Annotated in this window: 24 protein-coding genes; 7 read left to right on the top strand and 17 right to left on the bottom strand. The window is 33.2% G+C overall.

Features of this window, described 5'->3' with window-relative positions:
- Nucleotides 1-31: 31 nt before the first annotated feature.
- Both AC1Q7L_RS17465 and AC1Q7L_RS17470 read right to left on the bottom strand, forming a co-directional pair.
- Nucleotides 32-217 carry a hypothetical protein gene (locus tag AC1Q7L_RS17465; RefSeq protein WP_410693466.1) on the bottom strand — a complete coding sequence of 62 codons (186 nt, stop codon included), beginning with the start codon at nt 215-217 and terminating at the stop codon, nt 32-34.
- 162 nt (nt 218-379) lie between these two features.
- Nucleotides 380-1,621 (bottom strand): MFS transporter, encoded by a 1,242-nt coding sequence (locus tag AC1Q7L_RS17470; protein ID WP_492307144.1) that lies wholly within the window; start codon nt 1,619-1,621, stop codon nt 380-382.
- Between the two features lie 565 nt (nt 1,622-2,186).
- Here AC1Q7L_RS17470 and AC1Q7L_RS17475 point away from each other — a divergent pair.
- From AC1Q7L_RS17475 to AC1Q7L_RS17485, 3 genes are all read left to right on the top strand, one after another.
- Nucleotides 2,187-2,390 carry a bacteriocin-like protein gene (locus AC1Q7L_RS17475; protein ID WP_492307143.1) on the top strand — a complete coding sequence of 68 codons (204 nt, stop codon included), beginning with the start codon at nt 2,187-2,189 and terminating at the stop codon, nt 2,388-2,390.
- Between the two features lie 69 nt (nt 2,391-2,459).
- Nucleotides 2,460-3,308, top strand: a complete 849-nt coding sequence (locus AC1Q7L_RS17480; RefSeq protein WP_492307142.1) for a GLPGLI family protein — start codon at nt 2,460-2,462, stop codon at nt 3,306-3,308.
- Nucleotides 3,309-3,362: 54 nt separating this feature from the next.
- Nucleotides 3,363-4,226 carry a GLPGLI family protein gene (locus tag AC1Q7L_RS17485; protein WP_492307141.1) on the top strand — a complete coding sequence of 288 codons (864 nt, stop codon included), beginning with the start codon at nt 3,363-3,365 and terminating at the stop codon, nt 4,224-4,226.
- A 61-nt stretch (nt 4,227-4,287) separates the two neighbouring features.
- Here AC1Q7L_RS17485 and rny read toward each other — a convergent pair whose 3' ends face one another.
- The 6 genes from rny to AC1Q7L_RS17515 form a co-directional block, all read right to left on the bottom strand.
- Nucleotides 4,288-5,856 (bottom strand): ribonuclease Y, encoded by a 1,569-nt coding sequence (gene rny, locus AC1Q7L_RS17490; RefSeq protein WP_492307140.1) that lies wholly within the window; start codon nt 5,854-5,856, stop codon nt 4,288-4,290.
- Between the two features lie 228 nt (nt 5,857-6,084).
- Entirely contained in the window at nt 6,085-6,372 is a 288-nt protein-coding gene (locus AC1Q7L_RS17495) for a cell division protein ZapA (protein WP_066750519.1), read from the bottom strand.
- The gene (locus tag AC1Q7L_RS17500; RefSeq protein ID WP_072411550.1) at nt 6,372-6,674 is read right to left on the bottom strand and encodes a hypothetical protein; all 303 of its coding nucleotides are present in this window, start codon (nt 6,672-6,674) and stop codon (nt 6,372-6,374) included. Before AC1Q7L_RS17500 ends, AC1Q7L_RS17495 begins: the two co-directional genes overlap by 1 nt.
- A gap of 137 nt (nt 6,675-6,811) precedes the next feature.
- The gene (gene porT / locus AC1Q7L_RS17505; RefSeq protein WP_066750526.1) at nt 6,812-7,594 is read right to left on the bottom strand and encodes a type IX secretion/gliding motility protein PorT/SprT; all 783 of its coding nucleotides are present in this window, start codon (nt 7,592-7,594) and stop codon (nt 6,812-6,814) included.
- A gap of 3 nt (nt 7,595-7,597) precedes the next feature.
- Nucleotides 7,598-8,329, bottom strand: a complete 732-nt coding sequence (ubiE, locus tag AC1Q7L_RS17510; RefSeq protein ID WP_066750529.1) for a bifunctional demethylmenaquinone methyltransferase/2-methoxy-6-polyprenyl-1,4-benzoquinol methylase UbiE — start codon at nt 8,327-8,329, stop codon at nt 7,598-7,600.
- Nucleotides 8,326-8,895, bottom strand: coding sequence for a hypothetical protein (locus AC1Q7L_RS17515; RefSeq protein ID WP_066750532.1), 570 nt, complete (start codon nt 8,893-8,895; stop codon nt 8,326-8,328). The genes ubiE and AC1Q7L_RS17515 overlap by 4 nt, the downstream gene beginning before the upstream one ends.
- A gap of 102 nt (nt 8,896-8,997) precedes the next feature.
- Here AC1Q7L_RS17515 and AC1Q7L_RS17520 point away from each other — a divergent pair, with 102 nt between their 5' ends.
- Nucleotides 8,998-10,065, top strand: a complete 1,068-nt coding sequence (locus tag AC1Q7L_RS17520) for a 3-oxoacyl-ACP synthase III family protein (RefSeq protein ID WP_492307139.1) — start codon at nt 8,998-9,000, stop codon at nt 10,063-10,065.
- A 67-nt stretch (nt 10,066-10,132) separates the two neighbouring features.
- Nucleotides 10,133-11,338 carry a metallophosphoesterase gene (locus tag AC1Q7L_RS17525; protein ID WP_492307138.1) on the top strand — a complete coding sequence of 402 codons (1,206 nt, stop codon included), beginning with the start codon at nt 10,133-10,135 and terminating at the stop codon, nt 11,336-11,338.
- Between the two features lie 329 nt (nt 11,339-11,667).
- Here AC1Q7L_RS17525 and AC1Q7L_RS17530 read toward each other — a convergent pair whose 3' ends face one another.
- Nucleotides 11,668-12,420, bottom strand: coding sequence for a polysaccharide deacetylase family protein (locus AC1Q7L_RS17530; protein ID WP_492307137.1), 753 nt, complete (start codon nt 12,418-12,420; stop codon nt 11,668-11,670).
- 85 nt (nt 12,421-12,505) lie between these two features.
- The gene (locus AC1Q7L_RS17535; RefSeq protein WP_492307136.1) at nt 12,506-13,471 is read right to left on the bottom strand and encodes an NAD-dependent epimerase/dehydratase family protein; all 966 of its coding nucleotides are present in this window, start codon (nt 13,469-13,471) and stop codon (nt 12,506-12,508) included.
- Between the two features lie 93 nt (nt 13,472-13,564).
- On the opposite strand from AC1Q7L_RS17535, the gene ggt reads away from it, so the two are divergent.
- Nucleotides 13,565-15,250 (top strand): gamma-glutamyltransferase, encoded by a 1,686-nt coding sequence (gene ggt / locus AC1Q7L_RS17540; RefSeq protein WP_492307135.1) that lies wholly within the window; start codon nt 13,565-13,567, stop codon nt 15,248-15,250.
- A gap of 194 nt (nt 15,251-15,444) precedes the next feature.
- Nucleotides 15,445-16,725: a dicarboxylate/amino acid:cation symporter gene (locus tag AC1Q7L_RS17545; RefSeq protein ID WP_492307134.1), complete on the top strand. Its 1,281-nt coding sequence runs from the start codon at nt 15,445-15,447 to the stop codon at nt 16,723-16,725.
- Nucleotides 16,726-17,057: 332 nt separating this feature from the next.
- Here the strand turns inward: AC1Q7L_RS17545 and AC1Q7L_RS17550 are convergent, their stop codons facing one another.
- The 7 genes from AC1Q7L_RS17550 to gyrB form a co-directional block, all read right to left on the bottom strand.
- A complete protein-coding gene (locus AC1Q7L_RS17550; protein ID WP_492307133.1) occupies nt 17,058-17,909 on the bottom strand; it encodes a diacylglycerol/lipid kinase family protein in 852 nt (283 codons plus the stop codon).
- A 75-nt stretch (nt 17,910-17,984) separates the two neighbouring features.
- Nucleotides 17,985-18,797, bottom strand: a complete 813-nt coding sequence (locus tag AC1Q7L_RS17555) for a DUF3298 domain-containing protein (RefSeq protein WP_492307132.1) — start codon at nt 18,795-18,797, stop codon at nt 17,985-17,987.
- A gap of 72 nt (nt 18,798-18,869) precedes the next feature.
- Complete coding sequence (locus AC1Q7L_RS17560) at nt 18,870-19,697, bottom strand: RsiV family protein (RefSeq protein WP_492307131.1); 828 nt, start codon at nt 19,695-19,697, stop codon at nt 18,870-18,872.
- Between the two features lie 118 nt (nt 19,698-19,815).
- The gene (locus AC1Q7L_RS17565) at nt 19,816-21,747 is read right to left on the bottom strand and encodes a transglutaminase-like domain-containing protein (protein ID WP_492307130.1); all 1,932 of its coding nucleotides are present in this window, start codon (nt 21,745-21,747) and stop codon (nt 19,816-19,818) included.
- A 2-nt stretch (nt 21,748-21,749) separates the two neighbouring features.
- Nucleotides 21,750-23,642: a DUF3858 domain-containing protein gene (locus tag AC1Q7L_RS17570; RefSeq protein WP_492307129.1), complete on the bottom strand. Its 1,893-nt coding sequence runs from the start codon at nt 23,640-23,642 to the stop codon at nt 21,750-21,752.
- A 111-nt stretch (nt 23,643-23,753) separates the two neighbouring features.
- A complete protein-coding gene (locus AC1Q7L_RS17575) occupies nt 23,754-24,629 on the bottom strand; it encodes a phage tail-like protein (protein ID WP_492307128.1) in 876 nt (291 codons plus the stop codon).
- Between the two features lie 148 nt (nt 24,630-24,777).
- A complete protein-coding gene (gene gyrB, locus AC1Q7L_RS17580; RefSeq protein ID WP_410693482.1) occupies nt 24,778-26,712 on the bottom strand; it encodes a DNA topoisomerase (ATP-hydrolyzing) subunit B in 1,935 nt (644 codons plus the stop codon).
- Nucleotides 26,713-26,938: the final 226 nt, after the last annotated feature.

Below are 26,938 nucleotides of genomic sequence, written 5' to 3' on the forward strand. Positions count from 1 at the left end.
ATTTCTAGGTTGAAATAATTCTAAAAATTGCTTAGCAAGTAATTACTTGTGGGCAACCTATATATTGTGAACAATATTTAGGTCCAGTCACTGCTCCTGTGCAGCTGCATCCGCAAAGCGATAAATCCGGAGTTCCGATTTTACCGATTCCTCCCATGATGCTTTTAAGATCATCTTTTCTTAATTTCTTAGCGTTTTTTAAAATGTTGTTTGACATGTGATTTGGTTTTGAGAGTTAACAATATAGTTTTAATCATTTCAAAGTTAAACAAAAATATATTATTTGCAACATAATTTATTTTTTATCTAATAATCCGTTGATATCAATCGAATTACTATTTAAATAACGATAAAAAGAGAAAAATATTATTTAAACACCTTATTCTGTAAAATCCAAATCCTTATCATGCGTCTCCGAAATCGTCAATGCAGAATACAGCGCCAAAGCAAAAACAATGACACCAACAATCGCAGCACTTACGATCACTGAAAAATTATTTTTAAAAAGATCAAAAGCCAAAATCATTACCGGAACCAATCCTCTTACCATATTGGGAACTGTAGTTGTTGCCGTATTTCTGATATTTGTCCCGAACTGTTCTGCCGCCAACGTCACAAACATCGCCCAATATCCTGTTCCTAAACCAAGCCAGACACAGAAAAGATAGTATTTTGTTTCGGTATCCGTATTTCCAAAAAGCATGATCCCCACTCCTATTAATGTAAAAATAAGCATGTAGAAAATCGCCATTTTACGGGATTTTAAAGCGTGAGAAATAAATCCGCTCGCTAAATCTCCTACAGAAATTCCGACGTAAGCCCACATAATTGCTTTTCCGGGGTTGAGATCTTTAATCCCAAATTCAGGGGCAAATTGGTTTGCTAATACGGCCAGAATCCCGATGCAATACCAAGTTGGTAACCCAACAGCAATACATTTTATATATCTAACGAAACGATCTTTATTGGTGAAGAATGAGAGAAAATTTCCTTTGGAGACAGATTTAGTTTCAATATTTTTATAAATACCCGATTCTGAAACACTTATTCTTAAAAATAAAAGCATAATTCCCAGAACTCCGCCGATGATGTAAGAAATATTCCAACCTCCGGCTAATTCTACAGTTAATTGAGCGACAACGGCTCCCATTAATCCAAAACCTGCTACAACTGAGGTTCCGATTGCCCGTAAATTCTTTGGCAGACTTTCAGAAACCAGTGTAATTCCTGCTCCAAGTTCTCCGGCAAGACCAATTCCTGCAATGAATCTTAATCCAGCATAAGAGTACACTAAATGCTCTTTTGGAAAATGGGGTAAAAATCCACAGGCAATATTGGCTAAAGAATACACTAAAATTGATCCGAACAATACTGAAAGTCTACCTTTTTTATCTCCGAAAACACCCCAGAAAATCCCTCCAATTAACAATCCGATCATCTGACAATTAAGAATGAAAGTCCCATCTACATCAGGATTCAGTCCTAAAGCTCTTAAGCTTGGAATTCTTACGATTCCAAATAAAAGCAGATCATAAATATCTACGAAATACCCCAAGGCAGCAATGATCACGGGAATAGAAAAAATGTACTTCAGCTTTGAAGACAATGAGAGTTCTTGCATTTTTAAATTTTGATAAAAATAAAAAAACTTTGGACTTAGCTGTTTTTATTTTTCGATTAATTTAAATTTAATTGCTAAAAAGATAAAATAATCAACAATTATAACCGTATTAATACTTATTTTACTACATATCTGACAATACAATTAATACTATCTGGCTATTTTTAAAAACCTTTATACAATTCTTTTATATGTGAAAAAAAATATTTAAAATTGCATCAGAAATAGATAATAATCTATCATTTAAAATATAAAGCATTAGCTTTTCTTGTCTCGGTAAACTGGTAATTTAAATGTGTACAAGAATATGCAATGCTCACGCTTTGGCGTGGGCTATTGTTTATTTGTACACAGGTATACCAGTACCTCCGAGACAGTAAACATAGTTCCACGCTTTTTTGTTTTTTTAAACGATCAGCTAGGGAATAGAATAATTTAAACATTCTGTATTTTGTAGTACGTAATGCAAAAGAAAGATGGATAAATACGCTTGCAAGCAGACACCAACGGGAATCTAACGTGTATAAACTTGAGATTCAAAGTAAAAATTAAAAATTTTAGACAAATGAAAAAATTAAAAAAATTATCTAGAAATGATCTTCAAAATGTAAAAGGGGGACAAGTATGGTATGCAGAAACCTCTTGTGGTGTTACCGCTACAACTACTCAAAATTGGACAGCTGCACAAGCAAATCAATGGCGTGATCAAATTGAAGCCAACTACTGTAAGCCGGCTACACATAGTGGTCCTAGTAATAACTTAGCGTAATTTAAATTAATGCACTTATAGTGAAATGATTTCCACTATAGGTGCTATTTATAATTAAAAACATCTCTTATGCATAAAAATAAGCTACTTCAACTATTTATATTATTTTACAGTATTTTATCGTCCGCTCAATCATATAAACAGGATACTTTGCGTGGTGAATTTACTTATCAATTAAAAGCTAAATTTGATATACGAACTGATCATAGACATGAAGAACTATTTTCATTGCAAATAGGAGATAATCGTGCATTTTTTGCGAGTACTATATCACTGAAAGGCGATTCGATAATGTCAAATTCAGGAACAATGACAAATAATCCTGATGGAAGCATAACTCTTGGGTTTAAAAAAGGAGTAGTAATTCCAAAAACAAACTTATCCTTTACCATCATACAATCAAATGAAAATATACAGTATTTTAGATCTGCTGGAATGTCATTACTTACCTATAAAGAGCCAATAATAAAGAATTGGAAGCTTGTAGATGAAACTAAGGTAGTCAATACCATTAATTGTAAAAAAGCAGAAATTACTTTTAAAGGAAGAAATTGGATAGCATGGTATTCTCCCGAAATTCCTTTGCCTTATGGTCCTTATAAATTTAGTGGATTACCTGGATTAATAATTAAAATAACTGACGATAAAGGAGATTATGATTTTGAACTTGTAAAATCTGTACCTGATTCTAAATTGAAAGGAAAATTAATCAACATTCAGGAAAGGAGATATACTGGAGCAATAGAAACAACACAGCCCAAACTTAAGCAAGCATTAAGAAATGCTGATGCTAATGCTACTGCCGTACTTGCAAGCTATGGAACCACGATCATAAAAGGACAGGAAATGGTGAGACAAAGAGAAAAAGAAAGAGAAGAAAACCTAAAATATGAAAACCCGATAGAATTAAGTAATTAAAACTTCAAATGAATATTAAGAAAATCTAGATTCCACTATAAATATAATTTTATAATGAAAATATCTATTATATCTTACCATAGAAAACTACTTCAACTATTTATTTTATTTTATAGTATTTTATCTTATTCTCAATCATACAAACAGGATGCTTTACTTGGTGAGTTTACTTATTTGCTTAATGCTAAACTCAATACATCAACTCCTAATTATATTCATGAAGAACTTTTCTCACTGCAGGTAGTTGATAAGCAAGCATTTTTTGTGAGTAACCAATCCCTTAAAAGAGATTCTGTCTTAAAGAACTCAACAAAAACAATCACTGAAGGAAATACTACTATTCTTAGTCTTAAAGGAGTATCTGTACCACAAACAAGATTTCCATATATGATTATACAAGCAAATGAAAAGATTCAATATTTTCGTTGGGTTTTTATGTCACCATTTACTTATAAAGAACCCATTATAAGCAATTGGAAGCTTATTGATGAAGCAAAAGTAATAAATACCATTAATTGTAAAAAAGCGGAAGTTAATTTTAAAGGAAGAAACTGGATTGCGTGGTATTCAACTGAAATTCCATTCCCGTATGGTCCGTATAAATTCAGTGGATTACCCGGATTAATAGTAAAAATAACAGATGATAAAGGAGATTATGATTTTGAATTGATAAAATCCATCTCTAATTCTAAGCTGAAAGGTAAATTAGTTAGTGTAAATATAGACAAGTACAAAGATGCTGTCGAAACTACTCAACCTAAATTTGAAAAAGCATTAAAAAATGCCAATGAAAATGCAATTGGTATGCTTCAAAATTCTGGAACCATCATTACAGAAGGACAAGAAATTGTACGACAAAGAATAAAAGAACGACAAGAAAATCTAAAATATGAAAACCCGATAGAATTAAGTAATTAAAAAAAAATAAAAAACCTTTCAATTTCTTGAAAGGTTTTTATAAAATATCTTTGATCGATTATTATCTTGCAATATTCACAGCTCTCGTTTCTCTGATTACTGTTACTTTTACTTGTCCAGGATACGTCAATTCGTTCTGGATTTTTTCAGAAATGTCGTAAGATAACTGAGAAGCGATTTCGTCATTTACTCTTCCGCTTTCTACCATTACTCTCAACTCTCTACCTGCTTGGATTGCATAAGCGCTTGAAACACCTTCAAAACTTAATGCTGCAGCTTCAAGGTCTTTTAATCTTTGGATGTAAGATTCCAATACCTGTCTTCTTGCTCCCGGTCTTGCTCCAGAAATAGCATCGGCAACCTGAATGATCGGAGATAACAATGAAGTCATTTCTACCTCGTCGTGGTGAGCTCCAATTGCATTGATAACTTCTGCATTTTCACCGTATTTTTCAGCCCACTGCATCCCCAATAAAGCGTGAGGAAGTTCAGACTCCTGCTCAGGAACTTTACCGATATCGTGTAATAGACCAGCTCTTTTCGCTAATTTTACATTTAATCCTAATTCAGCAGCCATAGTTGCAGCGATGTTCGCCACCTCTCTTGAGTGCTGTAATAAGTTTTGTCCGTAAGAAGAACGGTATTTCATTCTACCAACGATCTTGATTAATTCTGGGTGTAGACCATGGATTCCTAAATCAATGATGGTTCTTTTACCAACTTCAATGATCTCCTCCTCGATTTGTTTTCTTGTTTTTTCAACAACTTCTTCGATTCTTGCAGGGTGAATTCTACCGTCTGTTACCAATCTGTGAAGTGATAATCTTGCGATTTCTCTTCTTACAGGATCGAAACATGAAAGAAGAATAGCTTCCGGCGTATCATCAACGATGATCTCAACACCAGTTACCGCTTCTAAAGCACGGATATTTCTACCTTCTCTACCGATAATTCTACCTTTTACTTCATCAGATTCAATATTAAATACTGATACCGAATTTTCGATCGCCTGTTCTGTACCAATTCTCTGAATGGTCTGGATAACGATTTTTCTAGCCTCACCTTTAGCATTCAACTGAGCTTCTTCCATGATGCTCTGAACGTGAGCCTGAGCTCTTGTCTTTGCTTCAGCTTTCATTGATTCTACCAATTCTGCTTTAGCTTCTTCTGCTGTGTAGTTAGATATTTTCTCAAGAATTTCAACTTTTTTAGACGTTACTATATCTAATTCCTGTTGTTTTTTATCTAAAATTTCAGTTTTCTTGGCATAATCAGCAATCTGTCTGTCCAAATCTTTTTCAAGCTTTCCTGCTTTGCTAAGCTCGTCATTAAGCTTATTTTCTTTGTCTTTGATTCTTTTCTCACCTTCCTGCATTTTTCTCTCTCTTGATTGAATATCTGCGTCGTGCTGAGACTTTAATTCAAGAAATTTCTCTTTAGCTTGAAGGTTCTTTTCTTTTTTTATGGATTCAGCTTGTACATTAGCTTTTTCTATAAGGTTTTCGGCATTTTTCTGTGCATCATCTATAATAAATTTGCCCTTAGTATTCAATGAGCTTTTAGAGAAAAGTATCCCTATCACTGCACCAATTACTAAGCAAATAACGCCGACTATAATGGCTGTTGTCATATATATTGAGTTTTAATTGTCTATGTTAATATTAAAATAAAAAAAGCCTACAATAATTCAATGATATAGAGTAAACTCCTAATCAACACGATTTGAACTGATCTCCACTGTCTGTAATCCGGATAACCGGCGCGCCATTCGATGGATGTTTGTTCGGTAATTTTTTAGCGTTGAGTTTACCTTTAATGTGTTAGAATTATTGTAGGCAGGTTTTCTGGAAAAAAAAATCTATTTTCCAATTTCATTCAACGATTGATTAATGCTTACTAATCTTTCGTTGGTTGAATTTATATTTTTTTCGTAGTTCATAGACGTCACTTCAGCATTTGTTCCCAGTTTTAGGGCACACATCGCCAAAGCATCTTGTTTGTCTCTCACATCGAAATTTTGTTCAAAATCTTTAATCATATTTTCAATTTGCTTCCCCACTTTGCGTAAAGTTTCTTCTTCTGCTGCGGGCACATTCAGCGGATACACTCTTCCTGCGATATTGATGGTTATTCTTCTTACCTCCATTATAATCCACTGTTTTGAAGCTGAGCAATACAGAAATCTACCTCTTTTACCAATCTGTTGATGTGATTTTTCATTAACCTATTGTGTTCAGGGTTTCCTGATATTGCTGAATAAAGTTTTATATTTTTTTGTTCTTCTGCTAATACCTGATTCTTTTTTCTCTCCTCGTCGTATTTCTTCTTCAGTTCTTCATGCTCTGTATTTAATTCTGTTAATCTTTCATTAAGATTTTGATAATTCTTTTGTAAGTTCAAAATCTTTTTCTCTAATTCTGAAAAATTGTTTTCTAAATCTTGAAGCATTTCAGGTTTCTATATTCTAACTATTAGCAAAAATAAAAAAATAATGACAGTAACAAAAATAAAAGTCCCTATATTTTGATTTTCCAACAAAAAAGGAGATGTAACACACCTCCTTTATATTTTTTAAGCTTATTTTCTTATTCAAATTTCAATACAAAGAATACAGCTCTTGTTTGCAGTGTAGACATTGCAGCCGTCCAATAAGGCGGTGTATTGGCATTATCTGCCACCAACTCGTTGTTCATGATGAATGTTCCTCTGATCGCCGGCGTCAATTTAAATTTATTGAAATAAAACTGAATACCCATCTCAGCAGACCATGCAAAGTTATGCGTTGTAGATCTGAATACCTGTTGCAAGTTATCATCCGTAGAATCTGAATTAGACTGTAAATTCACAATATAATTCACCCCCGCAGCAACGTAAGGTCTTGAGTTGTACCATCTTTGACCATGAAGTTCTAACATTACAGGAATATCCACCAAAGTAGATTTAATCTGTCTTGTTCTGTCTTTATCATTCAACGGAATTGGAATAAAAGGGGCATTCGTCAAAGTTCCTGCAGCGTACTGGTCGTTTGATTGTGTATTAAAAGTTAATTCCCTCTGAGCAAATTGCAAGCCTGGTTCAACTTTTAGATCCAAATAATCGTTAAGTCTCCATTTTGCGATCAAACCCGCTCCGAAACTTTTACTATTTTTAGATGTAACAAGATTTTGGTTCCCTTCCATACCGTATCTTGGATTAAGTACTATACGGTAGTCTACTATATTACCATTTAAATAAAACCCCCAACTGAATATCTGCTGGTCAAAATCTTCCAACTTGTCCATTCTGTTTCGGGTTCTAAATTGCGCGTCTGCAAAAACAGCAATATTTACTGAGGCTAAAACCAGTGCTTTTAATAGAAATTTATTCATAGGTTACTTTGTTGCTTTATAAATTGTGGCTATACCTAAACTTAGTTTTTTATATTCAACTTTTTTAAATCCTGTATCTAAAAGAATTTGTCTCATCTTTTCCCCGAAAGGAAAAGCATTAACAGAATCCGGAAGGTATGTGTATGCCCTATTATCTTTAGAAACCAGTCTGCCGATGGCAGGTAATATATTTTTAAAATAAAACATATAAAATGGTGCTAAAAACCCCTCAACCTTTGAAAACTCCAGTATGTAAACACTCTTGTTATCCTTAACTACCCTTCTTAACTCTGCTAAACCTTTTGTAAGGTTTTCAAAATTCCTTACTCCAAATGCAACGGAAACAGCATCGAATCTATTGTCCTCGAAAGGTAAATTTTCTGCATCCCCTTTTTGCATGGAAATTTTGCCGTCTAATTTAAGTTTTTTTATTTTAATAACGCCAACATTTAACATTTGTTGCGATAAATCCAAACCAATTACTTTTGCATTGGTTCCTTTTTCAATAGTAATTGCCAGATCTCCCGTTCCAGTAGCCACATCCAGCACTTCCTGCGGGTTATCTTTTTTCATCATATTCACCAATGTATTTCTCCACAAAACATCAATTTTCATGGATAAAACATGATTCAAAAGATCATATTTCGGTGCAATATTGTCGAACATATCCTCTACCTGGCTCTTTTTTGTAGCCTCAGAATTGTAGGGCGTCACTTTGTTGATATCGTTTGTCAAAACTTGTAATATTCTTTATAATAATTAAGGAAATCTTGTTTTCTGAAGATCTTTGATCTTGATTCTACCTGCTGTACATTTTTGATCATTTTATCATAATCTTCGTCTACATTATAGTAAAAATCGTCTGTATAAAGCTTATTGAAGCGTTTTGGCGCCCCAAAATACTGTTTTCCGTCTATAACGGTCTTATCCAGCGCCAAAAGTAATGAATCTTTTTTAAGATTGTATCCATAATATTGACGATTAACATAATAATCTTCATGAGCAATATTCAAAAGCCCACGAATTTTATTCACTTCAAATGCAGAATCATAGAGTAATTTCTTATTCTGATCAAAAACTTTGATGGCATTTTTACCCTGTTTAAGGTCCACATGCACAAACTGTCCTGCAGAAATAATTCCTTCGGAACCGTTATTAATCTTGTAATAATAGGTATTAGGGGTAGGATTATCTACTAAGTAATAATTTTTCTTAGCTAAAAAGAAGAAGTAAATCCCAAAGGCCATCATAAACACCACAACAGCAATCGCTAAACCTTTTAAAGATGGATTATTTTTCATAGATTGTAAAGTACAATTTTTGCAAATTTAATAATATTTTTAATTCTTTCTTATTAATATTAATTATTAACTTTGCGTCTTTAAAAAAAATCATTTAAACGAATGCCGAATACGATCATTATTGGTTCTGGATCTTATATTCCTAATAGAGTTATTAGAAGCGATCACTTCATGGATTCTGAGTTTTATACGGATGAAGGTGAAAAAATTGAGAAACCGAACGAAGAAATCATTTCAAAATTTGTAGAAATTACAGAGATTGAAGAGCGTAGATATATTGAAGATGACAATTCTAACTCTCGAATTGGTTACGAAGCATCTAAAATTGCTATTGAAGATGCAAAAGTAAATCCGGAGGAAATAGATTACATCATTTATGCAAGTAATTTTGGTGAAGTGAGTAAAGCCGGTCTTGTAAACTTTATGCCAACAATGGCAGCAAGAGTGAAAAACCACTTAGGCATCAAAAACAGAAAATGTATTACTTATGACATGATCTTCGGATGTCCGGGATGGGTGGAAGCAATGATTTTAGCTGATAATTTAATTAAAGCTAACGTTGCCAAAACAATTCTTGTTGTTGGAAGTGAGACGTTAAGCCGTGTTACAGATCCTTATGACAGAAATAAAATGATTTTTGCAGACGGAGCCGGAGCGGTTGTTGTAAAAGCTACTGACGAAGAAAACGTAGGAATTATCGCTCACAATACAATTTGTGATAATGGTCCTGAGCTTGACTATCTGGTAAGCGGATGTTCTCTGAACAAAGAAGCTGATCAAGATAAGTTTTACATCAGAATGCTGGGAAGAAAAATTTATGAGTACGCTCTTAAAAATGTTCCCGTAGCAGTAAAAGAAACTATTGATGATGCCGGACTTTCTATTGAAGATATTGATAAAGTATTAATTCATCAGGCAAACGCTAAAATGGATTATGCAATGATAGAAAGGCTTCACAGGCTTTATCATGTTAAAGATTACAATCACTCTATCTCTCCTATGACGATCCAGAAGCTGGGAAATTCTTCTGTTGCAACAATTCCTACATTATTTGATTTAATAATTAAAGGAAAAATGGAAGGTCATTCGTTTAAAGATAAAGGTAACATTGTTATGGCTTCGGTTGGTGCCGGAATGAACATCAATGCTATCGTTTATAGATTTCCTTAAAAATATTTAATTTAAAAATATAAAAAGCACAGGGAAGTTATTCTTTGTGCTTTTTTTAAACATTATTATGCAAAGAAATTTTTTATTTATTGCTGCGATCTTCTTATTTTTAGAAGTTTATATCTATCAGGCAATAAGAACGTTAACGGATAATTCTTGGATAAGAGCCGGATATTGGGTTATATCTTTGGCTGTTTACGGATTTTTCGCTTATGAAGTTTCCCACTTCCAAAGATCAGACAGAAGTACGGTGAGGGCGCAAATCATGATCTCGTTATTTTTAATCTTTATTTTACCTAAAATTTTCATCGTTCTGTTTTTGTTGATTGATGACATTTTCAGAACGGGAGGTTATTTAATCGGACTTACCAGGCCAACTGAGAACTTTTTCCCGGAAAGAAGAAAGTTTCTAAGCATTATGGGACTTGGTTTAGGAGGTGTACTTTCGGCATTATTTATTGATGGAATCACTTTCGGAAAATACCGTCACAAAGTAAGAAGAGTGAGAATAAATTTCACCAATCTTCCGAAAAGCTTTAAAGGCTATAAAATCATACAAATCTCAGACGTTCATAGCGGAAGTTTCTCGGATCCGAGTAAACTGGAACATGCGATTGATTTAATTAATGAACAAAATCCTGATTTAGTTCTATTCACAGGAGATATGGTAAATAATATCGCGGATGAGTTCAAGCCGTTTATTCCTTTATTTTCAAAAATTAAAGCGAAAGATGGCAAGTTTGCCGTGCTTGGAAACCACGATTACGCAGATTATGTAACATGGAATTCATTAGATGCTAAAAAGAAAAATCTTGATACCCTAATCGATTATGAGAAACAAGCCGGTTTTGATATGCTTCGAAACGAGCATAGAGTAATTGAGAAAAATGGCGAGAAAATTTATATTCTGGGTGTTGAGAACTGGGGATTAAAACCTTTCCCTCAATTTGGAAAGTTAGATGACGCCTTGAAAGGAGTTCCGGAATCAGCAACAAAAATATTAATGAGCCACGACCCTACTCATTTCGATTACGTGGTTAAAAAGCACCCGATAGATGTTCATTTGACACTTTCTGGGCATACCCATGGAATGCAGTTCGGTTTAGATTTAAAAAATATAAAATGGTCGCCTGTACAATACCGCTACCCAAAATGGGCTGATTTATATGAAAGTGAAGGGAAAATGCTTTATGTAAACAGAGGCTTTGGCGTTTTAGGTTATCCCGGAAGAGTTGGAGTTTTGCCGGAAATTACGCTTTTTGAATTGGCTTAATTTTTAAACACGAATAACTCTAATTTTTTGCACGAATAACACAAATAATCTTAATCTAAAAAGTTTTAGAGAGTTTTTTTAAACGCAAAGATTTTATTTTGAACATTATATTAAGTGAGCAATGATGAATCAACTCATTGATTTGATTAAGCTATCGTTTAAGCTTCGCGAAGCAAATTTATTTGCCTTTGCTTTCTAAAAATCAACGGCTTTAATAATTAAATCTTTGCGTTTAAATAAATTTTCTAAATACAAAGACATTATTTCTTTTATAAGTTTAAAACACAAACATCTGTGCAAATCTGTGAAATCCGTGGGAAAATAAAAATCTAAAAAATATAATCTTTCATACGAGAAGTCGCCATGTCATTCTCGTTGATCCAGGTAAGGAGGGCATCTAATTTGTCCTCCATTTTTCTGCCCGAAAATAAGCTTCTGTAATACGGAATATCAAACTGATATTTCTTGAAATCGGTGAACTGCCAAGAATTAAGATAGATCAAAACAAAGTCGTCATTCTTCAATGTTTCAAAAACCATATTTCTGTAATATTTCATCGGTAAGATCTGAAACATAAAATCATTATACGGCAGTTGAAAGTAAGGTGAAATACTTTCCGGAATAATACTTAATCCATCCTCTTCTGTGATCTCTGTATTTCTTTTTAGACGCTTAAAAGGAAAAAGAATATTCGCATTATCAATATTGGAAACATAATTAAATTCCAACAATTTTAAACTTTCCTGAGGTTGCTTAAAATCTTTTTGTCGGATTCCGCGGATTTGTTTTTCGAGAAAATCCTGTGTATTTTTTTTAACATCTTCAATTTCCTGAAGACTCGAATTTTTATTATAAAAAGCAATTTCATGCCCTTGGGATGAAATTGCTTTTATTAAATTTTTAAGTTTTTCGGCGATAGAAATCTCCACAAAAAAACTTGCTTTTACATCATGAATATCTAAAATTCTTAGAATAGCTTTTGTATTATCTTCCGTAATTTTTAATCTTTCTTCATCAGTAATCTGAAGACCATTTTTAGCCTCGGCTTCAATATTGATGATGTTAAAAGTGAATAATATCATTTAAACTAAGTTTTAGATAGAATTTATATTCAATTAATAATCAGATGTTAAAATATATTTTAATTAAAGTTTAACTTTAGATAAATTAATCTTTACCTAATTTCACTTTAAGATTCTTGATCATGTCTTTTGACATTTCAGAAATTCCGAAATCGTACGTCAATCCCCAATCTTTTTTCGCTACAGAATCATCAATTGATGCCGGCCAAGAATCAGCAATTGCCTGTCTAAAATCTGGTTTATAATCGATCTCAAAACTTGGAATTTCTTTCTTAATTTCTTCTGCCAATTCTTTTGGAGTGAAAGACATTCCACCCAAATTATAAGACGAACGAACCGTCAAACTTTCTTTTGGAGCTTCCATTAATTTCAATGTTGCGTTGATCGCATCATCCATATACAACATCGGCATTCCTGTATTTTCAGAAATGAAACTTGTGTATTTTCCTTCTTCAATTGCTTCATAAAAAATCTCCACAGCGTAATCTGTAGTACCTCCACCTGCCGGAGTTTTCCATGAGATCAATCCCGGATATCTGATACTTCTTACGTCTACTCCATACTTATCGAAATAATATTCGCACCATTTTTCACCCGCCATTTTAGAAATTCCGTACACCGTTGTAGGATTTAAAACAACATCCTGAGCTACATTTTCTTTAGGAATTCCTTTCCCGAAAACAGCAATAGAACTTGGCCAGAATATCTTTTTAAGAAGACCTTCTTTTGCCATTTCACAAAACTGAAGAAGAGGTTCAAGATTTAATTTCCAAGCGAAAATTGGCTGCTTTTCAGAAGTTCCTGACAATAATGAAGCCAAATGATAAACAGTTGTAATGTCGTAATCTTTAATAACCTGCTTTACCAACTGTGTATTTGTAACGTCCATTCTTTCATAATGACCCGCGGCAGTAATGCCTTTTTGCCATCTGTCTAGTCCAGAAGCCACTACATTTTCTGCACCGTGAATCTCGACAAGTCTATTCGTAAGCTCGGTGCCGATCTGTCCCAAAGCACCCGTAATTAGTATTCTTTCCGTATAGGATTCCATTTTTACTTTTTTATTATGATGATCAAAAGCAAAAATAGAAATTTTAGACCCTATTCTAAAACAAAATTGTAAATTCGATTATAATTTTTAAAAATGAAAAAGTTAATTATTTCGATCATTCTGTTTTCTCATTCGGTTTCAGCACAATACACCGATATCAACATTGTAAAAGAAGTTAAAGTTAAAAATAAAGGAGTCGTTGTTTCCGCGCATCCTCTGGCTAGTGAAGCTGGAGCAAAAATCTTAAAAATGGGTGGAAATGCCTATGACGCAATCACGGCTACACAATATGCTCTTGCCGTTGTTTATCCACAAGCAGGAAACATCGGTGGTGGTGGATTTTTAGTTGGAGTAAAAAGTAACGGAGAAAAATTTACTATCGATTATCGCGAAACAGCCCCAAAAAAGGCTTCGAGAGACATGTATCTTGATAAAAATGGTAAAGCAAACACAGATTTATCCCAAAACGGAAGACTGGCAGTTGGAATCCCGGGAAGTATTGCCGGATTTTTCGCGACTTTAAAATATTGTAAACTTCCTATGAATCAAATCATTCAGCCTGCAATTGATTTGGCCGAAAAAGGGTTTGCAATTACCGATCAGGAAGCTACAATGCTGAATTCACAGAAAGAATACTTTCAAAAACACAATAAATCATCAATCCTTTTTGTAAAAGAAACTCCTTGGAAAGGTGGAGATCTATTGGTACAGAAAGAATTAGCAGAGACTTTAAAACTTATTCAAAAATTAGGAGCCAAAGGATTTTATGAAGGAAAAACCGCTGATCTTTTGGTTGCCGAAATGAAAAAAGGAAACGGAATCATCACTTTAGAAGACTTAAAAAACTATAAAGTTGCCGAAAGAAAAGCTTTGGAATTCGATTATAAAGGAAGTAATGTTGTCACGATGCCTTTACCTTCAAGCGGAGGGGTTCTTTTAGCTCAAATGTTGAGAATGGCCGCTTTTGAAAATTTAGAAAAGTATCAGCAAAACTCCACTCCCGCTGTACAGATCATGGTGGAAGCAGAAAGAAGAGCTTATGCAGACAGAGCCGAATATATGGGAGATCCAGATTTTATTGAAGATAAAACGTCTTATTTGATCTCTGAAAACTATCTAAAAAACAGATGGAAAAGCTTTAGTTTTAATAAAGCAACTCCAAGTTCAGAGGTTGGAAAAATCATTAAACAACCTAAAGAATCAACAGAAACTACCCATATTTCAGTTATTGATAAAGACGGAAATGCAGCAGCAGTAACCACAACTCTTAACGGGTATTACGGCAGCAAAGTATTAGTAACAGGCGCAGGTTTCTTTTTAAATAATGAAATGGATGATTTCTCGGTAAAACCAGGCGTTCCCAATATGTTTGGAGCTGTGGGTGGAGAAGCCAATTCTATCCAGCCTAACAAAAGAATGCTTTCTTCTATGACCCCGACCATTATTCTGAAAAATGGAAAACCTTATATGGTGGTTGGAACTCCTGGTGGAACCACAATTCCGACCTCAGTTTATCAATCTATTGTTGATGTTGTGGATTTTAAATTAAATGTCAATATTTCTGTGAATGCTCCTAAATTCCATCATCAATGGCTTCCTGAAACCGTTTCAGTAGAAAATAATTTCCCAGAATCAACCATTTCAGAATTAAAAGCTAAAAACTATGTTGTCGAAAAAATAAAACAAATTGGTAAGACAGAAATGATTGTTATTGATGATAACGGAACGATTCACGCTGTTGCGGATGGCCGTGGAGATGATTCTGTTGCGGTGGAATGATTTTAATTTTTTAAACAGTAAATGATATCAAACCTTATAGGTTTTAAAAACCTATAAGGTCTAATTAAAGGTTCAAAATTATTGCAATCAGTTTCGGCGGGGCTTTCAGCCCCACCGAAACTTTTCATGACTTTTATCATCTGTAAAGATAAATTTCCTTAATTTTCCACCTTTAAAATCATAAACTTTTCCTTTTGAAAGCAAAAAAAATCTATCAGCAGCTTTATTTTCAGGTTATTATAGCAATAATTGCAGGTATTATTTTAGGCAGATTCTATCCTGAATTGGGTGAGAAAATGAAACCTTTGGGCGACGGATTCATTAAATTAGTGAAAATGATTATTGCTCCCGTAATTTTCATCACGCTTACATTAGGAATCGCTCACATGACAGATTTGAAAAAAGTGGGAAGAATTGCCATAAAAGCAATGATTTATTTCTTTACTTTTTCAACATTGGCTTTAATTATAGGTTTAATTGTTGGAAATATTTTACAGCCGGGACATGGTTTAAATATTGATCCCGCTACTCTATCAGGTGACGTTTCTCAATATCAGCAAAAGGCTCATGAAACTACTTTAACAGGTTTCATGATGAATATTATTCCCGAAACTTTGTTTAGTCCGTTGGTTGGGGAAAACATTTTGCAGGTTCTTTTGGTTGCTATTTTAATGGGAACTGCCTTGGTTTTAACCAAAGAAAAAAGTCAGAAAATAACGGATTTTTTACAGGATCTTTCTACTCCGATCTTTAAAATTGTTCATATGCTGATGAAATTGGCGCCAATCGGAGCTTTCGGAGCAATGGCTTTTACTATCGGAAAATATGGACTGCACTCTGTTTTAAACTTAATCTTTTTAGTCGGAACATTTTATATTACCTCTGCCCTTTTTGTGGTTTTAGTCTTAGGTGCTGTAGCGTGGTACAATGGTTTCAGTATTTTCAAATTAATGTATTATCTGAAAGAAGAACTGCTGTTGGTCTTAGGAACGAGCTCATCAGAATCAGCACTTCCGGGAATAATGGAAAAGCTTGAAAAAGCAGGCTGTTCAAGAGCAATCGTAGGCTTAGTAGTTCCGACGGGTTACTCTTTCAATCTTGATGGAACCAATATTTACATGACGCTAGCTTCATTATTTATTGCTCAGGCTTTAAATATTGATCTTTCAATTGAGAAACAATTAATCTTACTTTTAGTTGCGATGTTAAGTTCAAAAGGAGCTGCGGGAGTTACGGGAGCAGGATTTGTGACTTTAGCAGCAACATTAGCCGTAGTTCCTGAAATTCCGATTGCGGGAATGACTTTGATTCTTGGAATAGATAAATTCATGAGCGAATGCCGTGCTTTAACGAATGTTATCGGAAATTCTGTTGCAACGGTGGTAGTTGCCAATTGGGAAAAACAATTGGATAAAGATCAGTTACAATACTGTCTTGATCACCCGAACGAGATCGAGAAGAAATTGGAGGTTTGATTTTTTAGGAGCTTAATCCCGCTTTCCACTATATCTTTTTCGCCAGCTCTTTTTTTCAAAGCCATTTTCAGAAAAAGGATGTCGTTGCAATCGGGGCTAGGATTTCAGGGATGGTGACTTCGGGAGCCTCAGCCACCAGGGAATTTTTGTATTTCAAAGTATAATTTCACTATTAAATAATCATATGCTTTGTCATTCCGTAGGAATCTAAACAAGGATTTTTACAATTCGATTTCTACAAAATAAGTCTAGATTCCTCCGGAATGACAAACTTTGCATTAATGTGAAATTTTTCTTAGAGATTGCTTCGTCGCTTCGCTCCTCGCAATGACCTACACTAAAATATTCAAACTTGAAGGCTGAACTTTCACGTGAATTGGCGACTTTATTTTGTTGAATTCTCCGTCCAAATGCCAGTTTTTGGTATTTACTTTAAATTCAATCTCTGAGACAGGAAGATAAGTTACATAACTGTCATCTTTCAATCTTTTTGTAAACATTCGGAAAGCGAAAAGAGCCGAATAGGTCAGCGGAAATTTTTTAACTAAAACCATATCTACCAAACCATCACTTTTACTCGCGTTTGGAGCAATATAGGCATTATTACCGAACTGACGGGTGTTGGCGATATTCAGCATTAGATATTTCCCGTTGTATTGCTGATATTTTTCATCAGCAAACTTCACTTTAATCGGTTTGTAATTAAAGAAAGTTTTAAGTGAAACTTTAATGTAATTTTTGAATCCACGATCGGTTTTTTCAAATTCTTTAACAACTTTTCCATCGAAACCTGTTCCTGAAACATTGATAGAAAGTCTTTCGTTAACCGTGAATGTATCTATTTTTCTGGAATTTCTTGCTTTAATCTTCTCTAAAAGCTCATCTAAATTCTTGCTGAATTTTGTTTCATTGGAAAACCCGTTTCCTGAACCTGCTGGGAAAATAGCCAGAATTTTTTCTGTACTGATAAGATTTTTTGCTACCGTAGAAATCGTACCATCCCCACCAATTGCCACAAAAATATCGACTTTATCAAAGTTATTTTGAATAAAATCATCTGTTCCCTGAATAGATTCTGAAACATAATACAGCGGATTTCCAACCTTTTTTATCAGTTCATTAAGAAATGGCTGGTAATTTTTCTTGGCCGAAAAAGGATTGATGATAAAAGCTACTTTTTCCATTGGTACAAAAGTAAAAAATTGTGCTGTTATTGGGAAGTATTTTAAAATTATTTAATTATAATTCAATAATAACCTTTATTTAATATTCATTCGGTCTTTAAACTCAAGGTTCAAAGTTCCACCCAAATCATTCCAGGAAACAGGAATTATAATATCACCGATTGAATATCCTTTTTTGATTTCATCCTTATTATAGTGAAAATACAGATTATTTTCATCGAAATAAAAATTTTTCGCTATCGGAATCTTCTCTGCTAACAACGCATTATATTCCACAACATCATATTTTTTCATCTGCTGCATCATGGTCGTTTTATTGATATTAACACCTAATATTTCAGATAGTTTGTCTTCCGAAATAGATGTAATATCATGAAGTGTCAGTTTTTTATGATCAATGAGGTCAAAAACCTTTTCAGAATAGTTATAATAATTGCAGGTTCCTCCAACGAACAGACTTTCGTAGTATTGTATGTGCAAATATTCGTTTTTATTGAATTTAAGATTCATTTGAGAGGTTTTTTCCCACTTTTGAAGTTGTTTTAAATGAATTAACTTATTCGAGCTATTAATTTTTGAATATAATTCGTTCTTTTTTGTTTCCAAATATTTTTTTAAACCTTCTTTGGAAAAATCTTGAATATCATCTTTTGCATAAATAGAATGAAGCAGTTTTTGATCTTTTAAAGTTGGAAAAACCAATAATTGTGAAGAATATTTCACTGTAATTGAGTCAAGAAGCTTTGTAAAATCTTCTTCAATAACAGAATCAATAGTAAAATTTACAGGAATAGAAGCCTGTATATGTTTATTTTTAAAGCCAATCTCTTTACAGGAGAAAAACATTAAAAATAATAAAGCGCTCAAAATAATACCTGCATTTTTCATACATCTGTGTTTGCTTCTATAGGTCAAAAAATGTTCCAAAGAAAAAAGCTCCCTGTAAAGGAAGCTTTGATATTATTTAATTTTCATTCTATTTTTGAATTCCGGATTTAAAGTTCCGTTCAACTCCGCCCATGAAATTGGGATGATAATATCTCCCGCTGCAAAAGCCGTTATTTCATAAGGACTGTAGTGAAAATACAGGTTTTTGTCATCAAAATAAAAGTTATTGCTTGCCGGAATTACATCTACTAAAAGCATTTCCGAATTATTAACTTTTCCGTTTTCATCCGTTGTACCACTATTTATTTTATTGATATTCTTCATTAACAATGCCTCAAGTTTATTTTTTGGTATTGATGTAATATCTTTCAACTCAACTTTTTTGTTGTTTTTCAGATCAAAAACTCTTTCATTAAAGCCATAATTATCATGCGCTCCACCTTCATATGAACCCCATATATATTGAATATGCATGAAATCATTTACATTAGATTTAAGATTCATAGAAGAACTTGTGTACCATTCCTGAGAATATGTTATGTCAGAAATAAAGTCTTTTGAATCTTTTTTAATTGAATTATAAAATTCGTCTTTCTCTTTTTTCAGTAAAGTTTCAATTCCATTTTTAGAGAAATCGCTTATATTTTTATTTGCAAAATAAATACTGTCTAGTAACTTCTCATCCTTAATTGAAGGGAAAACAAGCATTTTTGAAGTATATTTTAACTGTAAAGAATCACTAAGCTTGATAGAATCATTCACTTTTACAGAATCTACAGCAAATTTTTCTGGTTGAGGAACTTCTGTTTTTTCGCCTGCAGTATTCGTCGTTTCCGTTTTCTTACAAGCCAAAAAAATAAAGAAAGAAGATAATGCTAAGACAGCAATTGTATTTTTCATATTTCAATTTTCCTATTAAATACAAAAACCATTCAAAAAATGAATGGTTTTGCGATTATTTTAAAAATATATTTAATATTCAAATCAAACACCAGTTAAAACACTGTATATCAATATACTATTTCTTAATCAAACTTATAACCTGATTTTCACTTTTTGAAGCTACACCCCAAATTTGCTTAAATGCAGGGTAATAATCTTTAGGATAATCTGCACTTTTAACAGCTGTTGTCGAGATAATTTCAAGTGTATTTCCTTTTTGCTCAATTACATAACTGTAGGCAACTTCTTTGTCATCAGTAACGATTTTTTTAGTTTTTGGAAGCTCTTCAATTGTATATCCTTCGGGAATTTCCAATACAACTTTTTTCACTTTTGTATATGGAGAAATAAAGTCAATCGTGTACTTTCTTTCCTCTGTCTGATCAAACTCATTTGAATTTTTGTTTAAAAATAACATCGGATTAATAATCATTTTCTTACCTACTTTATCAATAAGATTATCTGAAGAGAATTTCATTGTACTTTCAAAATCACCGTTTTCAAGCACTTTAGAATCGATTCCCGTAAAATCTATTGCGAAATTTTCTTTGTATTGTTTTTTGTACTTATCATTATTATCGTCATAACTTTCTTTAGCAAACATAGCGTAAGTTCCGGTATCTTTATCAGAATATGTTCCTGAAATACTTCCATCTTCATTAATCTTTGCATTGGCCGTAAGATAAGTAAAACTAGGTTTAGCATTTACCATTTGTATCTGTTTTACCTTATCTTTTGACAATAAAATGCCTAAATTATTCCAATCTCTTGGAGGCAACTGATCTATAGAAGATTGCTTAGCAGTCGCATCATAAACATGCAAACCATCTTTTGTTTCAATAGATGCAATCACAAAATTCATATTAGAAATGTTAGGAGATGCAAGATTGATCAAACCATTATTTACGGTAGAAATAACAACCGGATCAGCTTTAATACCAGCTTCACGAAGCATCATAACAAGAAAAAGATTGATTTCGGCTCCGTTTCCTGTTTTTGTTTCTAAGAGTTTTTTGATTCCATCTTCTGTGTAAACACCTCTGTCATTATTCCATGTAAAAGTATTTTTCACATGATTAAAAATAGCATTTGCCTTTTCTGTTTCGTTTTTTATATTTGAAATTTCGGCAGGCATAATTTCTTTTGCCAACTTTGTTTTTTTAAGCTCACCACCAAAATATTCATTTTCATACAATCTGTCCTTGATTTGCTCCCAAGATGAGGAATAAAGTTGTAATTGTCCAAAATTCGTTGAGTTTAATTCTGCGCTTATTTTTGTTCTATAATTTCTATCATTTTTAACAAATTTTTCAGCTTTAAAACCTTTCAAATTTTCATATCCAAATCTATACGTTCTATATTGCGTTCCATATAAATTCTTTTCTTCAACCATTCTATGTTTGGGACTCAGTGAACCTGTGTAATTGATGTTATATGAAATGTTTAAAGGACTGTCCAGCACATATTCTGTATACAATGAAGGCGTATCACCTTCTATAAATATTTCGGGTATAGCAAACAAAAATGGTGAAATAACTTCATACTGATATTCAATTATAGATCCATTTTTCACATTTGGAAATGCAAATTTGTTGATCGTAAGATATTTATTTTCTTTGCTTTTATATTTTGAGCTTTTTTCAACCTTTGTGGGAACTGTAACTCCGTTTTCCAGATTGTATGTAAATGCTTTTATTTTATTCAGCTTTTCTTCGTTACTTCCGTTTTTATATAGAGAAATTTCAAGATTCAACCAATCTTCGGCCTTATCTTTATCATAGATCTTAACTCTGTAAAAAGCTTTTATATGAAGGTCTCTAGTGGTAGCATCAATCATAAAATGCTGAGATTTATATAAAATTTCTGCAGGAGCATTTTCATCTAAGGTTGATTTTTGCTTTGATAAATCTGCATCATTAAACTTTGGAGGGTCTAGAAATTCGTGTTTTTGAGCATCAATAAAAACAAAATTTATTGAGCAAAAGGCTATTAATAATATTTTCTTCATGTTTAGATCTTAGTAATTAAAATTTTTGAGTTATCGTTATTTATAGTTTTCTTTCTGAAATTGATATAATCGTTGTATTTCTCTTTTGGAAAAATGCCTTTATTGATACGGATTTTTCTGCTTACTTTCAGCTCAGATCCATTTTTCACAAAGCTTAATTTGTACGTTCCGAATTCAGAAATAAGGTTTACATCATTAGGAACTTCGTCTATTTTGAAGCTGTTTGGAATCGTAAAATTAATTTCATATTCATCTTCAAAAGATTGTCCGATTTCAAAAGGCAGTTCCCTGTTTTCTTCTGTTTTATAAATACTATTTGAAAATATCGGCACAGCTCTGAAAATCATACTACTTCCAGCATTCTTGGAATAATTAGTAGCCTTAAAATCAACATTATAGGTTGCAAAAGCATTATCACGATCGTTAATGAAGTTTTTCATTTCCGCTTTCTCGCAATTCAAAACATCTAATTGTTTTTTTATTGCTTCATTCTTTTCTTTTGGAGATAAATTGGAAAATCCCAAATTATAATCATACTGACTTCCTGTATAAGTAAATTCACCTACGCCCGTTAAACTGTTATCTTCATTAAGCTTAACTTTTAAAATCTGCTTCTCTCTGTTTTTATCAGCCGAAGAAGCCGGAGTATTGATAAGTTCAATACCGTCCTTTTTAATTGAAAGAACATTTCTATCCGTTGTACTATAACTTAAATGATTGAAAGCCATCTGCTGAGAGGTATTTTCAAGCCAAATATTTCCTTTTTCTGTAGGAACCATTAAAATGGCATGATTTCCACCCATTTTAGGAAAATCAGGATCAAAAGAAATATCAGAAGTACTTGAATTAATTACCGAATAATAAGATGGAATACCCGCCTCATCAAGAAGCGTCTTCATATAATTGGTAAGACCTTTACAATCTCCATACCCTTTTTTAGCAACCTCATCAGGAAGCATTGGCTGCCATCCCCCAATTCCTAAGGCAACAAATATATATCTTGTTTTTGCCTGCATATACTGATAAAGTTTTTTCACCTTTTCTTCCGTAGAACCTTGTAGATTAAGGCTTGCTACCTCAGCTTTAATAGTTGGTGTAGAAACGGAAACCGGCTGCAAGATACTGTTGTAATACCATGAACCGAAGTCTGACCAGGTTGTAAGATTTCCCTGTTTTCCTTCAAGGTTAAATTTAGCCAATGAAAAACTTACTTTCGGTAATATTTTTTCAGGTTGTGGAAGTAAATTAATTTCATCAATTGCAGGAACATTTTTATAAGTATACACTTTTTCTGTTCCGTTATTATTTTCTATTACTGAAGTGTAATTATATTTTGAAGGATAAATTTTTGTTCTAAGATCGATACCAGATTTGTTAATAATCTTAAACTGTTTCTCTTCAACAGATGTATTTGTGCTTGAAAAAGGTGTGAAATCTGGTATAAAAACTGTGTTTTCATCAGTAATCTGATAAGAATATTCAATCGTGTACGGATATTGAACTGGGGTATAAGTTAAACTTAGAAATCTACTATCAGAATAGAAAACTCCTTGTGAATTATTTGCATAATCACCAAAATCAGACTTTGAGTATGATTTTATTTTCTTTCCGGATTCATCGTAAACTATTACTTTAACATCAGAAATCTGATCACCTTTTTCGTATGCAATATTAACAACCGCTTTCTCATCACCATCTTTAGTAAGAACCGTAATGGCTCTATTATATTGATACTTTACATCATCAATTTTATTGATTTGAATTGTTGTAAAGTCTTTTCGAACCACAACATCTGCATTTTTCTTTAAATTCTCAGGAATTGCCGAAGCAGGGTAAGTTTGTGCGTAGTAAAGGGACGCTATAGAGCAAGCCCCAATACAAAGTATTTTCATCATAGTTATTAAAATTATGCAAAAGTAGTAAAATCTTAATAAATGTTAAAATTAATTTTTCAAAATTAAAAAGACTTCACTTTTGAAGTCTTTTTAATCAATATCTAAAATATATTACTTCAATCTTTTTACAGAGAAAAAGGTTAATGAATTATTACCATTTATGGTTGATAAACCTCTCATTAATAAAACAGGAGTATTACTTGTCTGTTGACCTATGTAAAACGAATACGTTTTAGAAGCTAATAAATCCACAGATACCAGATAACTATAGTTTTTTACCTGTCCATCTAATAAATTAACCACTGTATCCAAACCGAAGGTGACCCAAGTATTATCAGTTACATTAAATATTCCGTAATATAAATTTCCATTTAATGGACCATTGCTTTGTACTTGTATTGGAAAATTCATACCAACCAAATATGTACCATCATTCTTCACTGTAAATGCATTGGTAGTTGCGGTACTCGTAAAAGTATTGTAGTTATCAATTAATTTAACAGTCATTTGACCAATAGGATTTCGATTCGTTGATCCAACACCAGCTGGATTGCTCGCACTTACAGGTATTGTCCAGTCATTAGCCAATCTCATAGACATTTCCTGTGCAACCTGTACTACACCATTGATCATGACGAGACTTCCAGTTCCGTTAGGCAGCGTATTATCGGTTCCAGGCATATATTTCCAGACATTTCCGTCAAAATAATAATTTCCGATACTTCTTACATTAACAGTTTGCCCTGCTGGTGCACTGTCTGCAGCAGTAACATAAACTTGTGCACCAGTCTGAGAAGCAGTATATGTTTTAGCTCTCAACTGATCTCCAGTTATTCTCGGAGGAATAATCCCATCTAAGCTTGAGGAATTAGCAGGTTTACCTGTAACATCTAGAGAAGCTTTTGGCGTGGGTGTATCAATACCAACTTGTGCATTTGCAATTGAAAATAAGCTAACAACAAAGGCTAGCATAAAAGTTTTTTTCATTATTTGTAGATTTATATTTTTTCATCTTTAACCAAGCTACTATCATACCACAAGCAATATTTTATTATAGATTTAAATCTATAACGCAAAATAAAAAAAGACCTCATTTCTGAAGTCTTTTAATATTTATTTAAATTATTAAGATCAATTATACATCAATCTTAGCATATTTTGCATTCTTTTCGATGAATTCTCTTCTTGGCGGAACTTCATCTCCCATCAACATTGAGAATACACTGTCTGCTTCAACTGCGTTATCAATCGTTACCTGCTTCAAGATTCTGTGCTCAGGGTTTAGTGTTGTTTCCCAAAGTTGTTCAGGATTCATCTCCCCAAGACCTTTATAACGTTGAACCTCAACACCTTTACCATCCGGAGACATGTCTAAAGTAAACTCTTCACGTTCTTTTTCGTTATAAGCATATACTTTTTTGTTTCCTTTTTTCAATAAATATAAAGGAGGTTGAGCAATATAAATGTATCCATTCTCAATCAATTCTTTCATAAATCTAAAGAAGAATGTAAGAATCAATGTAGAAATGTGAGAACCGTCAATATCGGCATCGGTCATGATTACAACTTTGTGGTATCTTAACTTAGCCATATTCAAGGCTTTACTGTCCTCTTCAGTTCCTACAGAAACTCCAAGAGCAGTATAGATATTCTTGATTTCTTCGTTATCGTATACTTTATGAAGCATAGATTTTTCAACATTCAAAATCTTACCTCTTAATGGTAAAATTGCCTGAAAATGTCTGTCTCTACCTTGTTTCGCTGTTCCACCTGCTGAATCTCCCTCCACTAGGAATAGTTCAGATTCTGCCGGGTCTTTAGATGAACAGTCAGATAATTTTCCCGGAAGTCCAGAACCACCCATTGGTGATTTTCTCTGAACCATTTCACGAGCTTTTTTTGCTGCCTGTCTAGCTTTTGCTGCTAAAACAACTTTCTGAACGATAATTTTTGCTTCGTTAGGATTTTCTTCCAAGAAGTTTGAAAGCATTTCCCCTACAATTTTATCAACCGCACCGGAAACTTCAGAGTTCCCTAATTTAGTTTTTGTCTGGCCTTCAAACTGAGGTTCCATTACTTTTACAGAAATCACGGCTGTTAATCCTTCACGGAAGTCATCACCTGTAATTTCTACTTTTTCTTTAGCAGGAATACCTAAATCATCAGCATATTTCTTCAAAGTTCTCGTCAAAGCACGTCTAAAACCTGCCAAGTGAGTACCACCTTCATGCGTATTGATATTGTTTACATAAGAGTGAAGATTTTCGCTGAATGACGTGTTATAACGCATCGCCACCTCAACAGGAATATCGTCTCTTTCTGCTTCCATGAAAATTACGTGCTCCATAATAGACTCACGGTTTCCATCGATATATTCTACAAATTCTTTTAATCCACCTTCAGAATGGAAAATTTCTGTTGGGAAAGATCCGTCTTCGTTGGGTTCTCTTTCATCGATAAGAGTGATTGTGATTCCTTTATTAAGGAAAGCCAATTCTCTTAATCTTGTTGCAAGAGTATCATAGTTGTAAACAGTTTCCTGGAAGATCGTAGCATCTGGCTGGAAGAAAACGTCTGTTCCTCTTTCGTCGGTAGTTCCTATCTCAGCAACATCTGCCAATGCCTTTCCTTCTGAATATTTTTGTTGATACAATTTACCGTTAAGACTTACTGTAGCAACCAATAAAGTTGAAAGTGCGTTCACACAAGAAACCCCAACTCCGTGAAGACCTCCGGAAACCTTGTAAGAATCTTTATCAAATTTTCCTCCTGCTCCAATTTTGGTCATTACAACCTCCAGAGCAGATTTTTGTTCCTTTTCGTGGAAATCTACAGGAATACCTCTCCCGTTATCTTTTACAGAGATACTTTCTCCGTCATGAATTGTTACCTTAATAGTATCACAGTATCCTGCTAAAGCCTCATCAATAGAGTTATCTACTACTTCATAAACCAAATGATGAAGACCTCTTACTCCTACATCACCAATGTACATAGAGGGTCTTAGTCGAACGTGTTCCATCCCTTCTAAGGCTTGGATACTGCTAGCTGTATATTGTTTTTGACTCATATTAAATATTAAAATCTTGCTATATGCAAAGACCTACAAATATCGTGATTTTTTTCGATTTATCAAAGTTAAAAAGAGCCAAAAAAAGCAAGGATTTCCAATATAAACAGCCCTGAAATTTTAAATTGAAAAGAAACAAAGTTATAGCAATTTCCAGACAGGCCTTACTGTTTTAAATCATATTAAACATCAATAATTAATGCTTAAATTTATTTACTCAAAAATT

The sequence above is a fragment of the Chryseobacterium sp. GW823-FHT05E08 genome, from assembly GCF_058795655.1.

What these genes read in the sequence shown, in the direction of transcription:
- AC1Q7L_RS17555 (WP_492307132.1), bottom strand. Translation starts at nt 18,797, where the DNA reads ATGAAAAATGCAGGTATTATTTTGAGCGCTTTATTATTTTTAATGTTT.
- rny (WP_492307140.1), bottom strand. Translation starts at nt 5,856, where the DNA reads ATGACAACAGCCATTATAGTCGGCGTTATTTGCTTAGTAATTGGTGCA.
- AC1Q7L_RS17535 (WP_492307136.1), bottom strand. Translation starts at nt 13,471, where the DNA reads ATGGAATCCTATACGGAAAGAATACTAATTACGGGTGCTTTGGGACAG.
- gyrB (WP_410693482.1), bottom strand. Translation starts at nt 26,712, where the DNA reads ATGAGTCAAAAACAATATACAGCTAGCAGTATCCAAGCCTTAGAAGGG.
- AC1Q7L_RS17550 (WP_492307133.1), bottom strand. Translation starts at nt 17,909, where the DNA reads ATGGAAAAAGTAGCTTTTATCATCAATCCTTTTTCGGCCAAGAAAAAT.
- AC1Q7L_RS17525 (WP_492307138.1), top strand. Translation starts at nt 10,133, where the DNA reads ATGCAAAGAAATTTTTTATTTATTGCTGCGATCTTCTTATTTTTAGAA.
- AC1Q7L_RS17470 (WP_492307144.1), bottom strand. Translation starts at nt 1,621, where the DNA reads ATGCAAGAACTCTCATTGTCTTCAAAGCTGAAGTACATTTTTTCTATT.
- AC1Q7L_RS17570 (WP_492307129.1), bottom strand. Translation starts at nt 23,642, where the DNA reads ATGATGAAAATACTTTGTATTGGGGCTTGCTCTATAGCGTCCCTTTAC.
- AC1Q7L_RS17465 (WP_410693466.1), bottom strand. Translation starts at nt 217, where the DNA reads ATGTCAAACAACATTTTAAAAAACGCTAAGAAATTAAGAAAAGATGAT.
- ggt (WP_492307135.1), top strand. Translation starts at nt 13,565, where the DNA reads ATGAAAAAGTTAATTATTTCGATCATTCTGTTTTCTCATTCGGTTTCA.
- AC1Q7L_RS17560 (WP_492307131.1), bottom strand. Translation starts at nt 19,697, where the DNA reads ATGAAAAATACAATTGCTGTCTTAGCATTATCTTCTTTCTTTATTTTT.
- AC1Q7L_RS17530 (WP_492307137.1), bottom strand. Translation starts at nt 12,420, where the DNA reads ATGATATTATTCACTTTTAACATCATCAATATTGAAGCCGAGGCTAAA.
- AC1Q7L_RS17575 (WP_492307128.1), bottom strand. Translation starts at nt 24,629, where the DNA reads ATGAAAAAAACTTTTATGCTAGCCTTTGTTGTTAGCTTATTTTCAATT.
- AC1Q7L_RS17520 (WP_492307139.1), top strand. Translation starts at nt 8,998, where the DNA reads ATGCCGAATACGATCATTATTGGTTCTGGATCTTATATTCCTAATAGA.
- AC1Q7L_RS17565 (WP_492307130.1), bottom strand. Translation starts at nt 21,747, where the DNA reads ATGAAGAAAATATTATTAATAGCCTTTTGCTCAATAAATTTTGTTTTT.
- AC1Q7L_RS17500 (WP_072411550.1), bottom strand. Translation starts at nt 6,674, where the DNA reads ATGCTTCAAGATTTAGAAAACAATTTTTCAGAATTAGAGAAAAAGATT.
- AC1Q7L_RS17475 (WP_492307143.1), top strand. Translation starts at nt 2,187, where the DNA reads ATGAAAAAATTAAAAAAATTATCTAGAAATGATCTTCAAAATGTAAAA.
- AC1Q7L_RS17495 (WP_066750519.1), bottom strand. Translation starts at nt 6,372, where the DNA reads ATGGAGGTAAGAAGAATAACCATCAATATCGCAGGAAGAGTGTATCCG.
- AC1Q7L_RS17515 (WP_066750532.1), bottom strand. Translation starts at nt 8,895, where the DNA reads ATGAAAAATAATCCATCTTTAAAAGGTTTAGCGATTGCTGTTGTGGTG.
- AC1Q7L_RS17480 (WP_492307142.1), top strand. Translation starts at nt 2,460, where the DNA reads ATGCATAAAAATAAGCTACTTCAACTATTTATATTATTTTACAGTATT.
- AC1Q7L_RS17485 (WP_492307141.1), top strand. Translation starts at nt 3,363, where the DNA reads ATGAAAATATCTATTATATCTTACCATAGAAAACTACTTCAACTATTT.
- porT (WP_066750526.1), bottom strand. Translation starts at nt 7,594, where the DNA reads ATGAATAAATTTCTATTAAAAGCACTGGTTTTAGCCTCAGTAAATATT.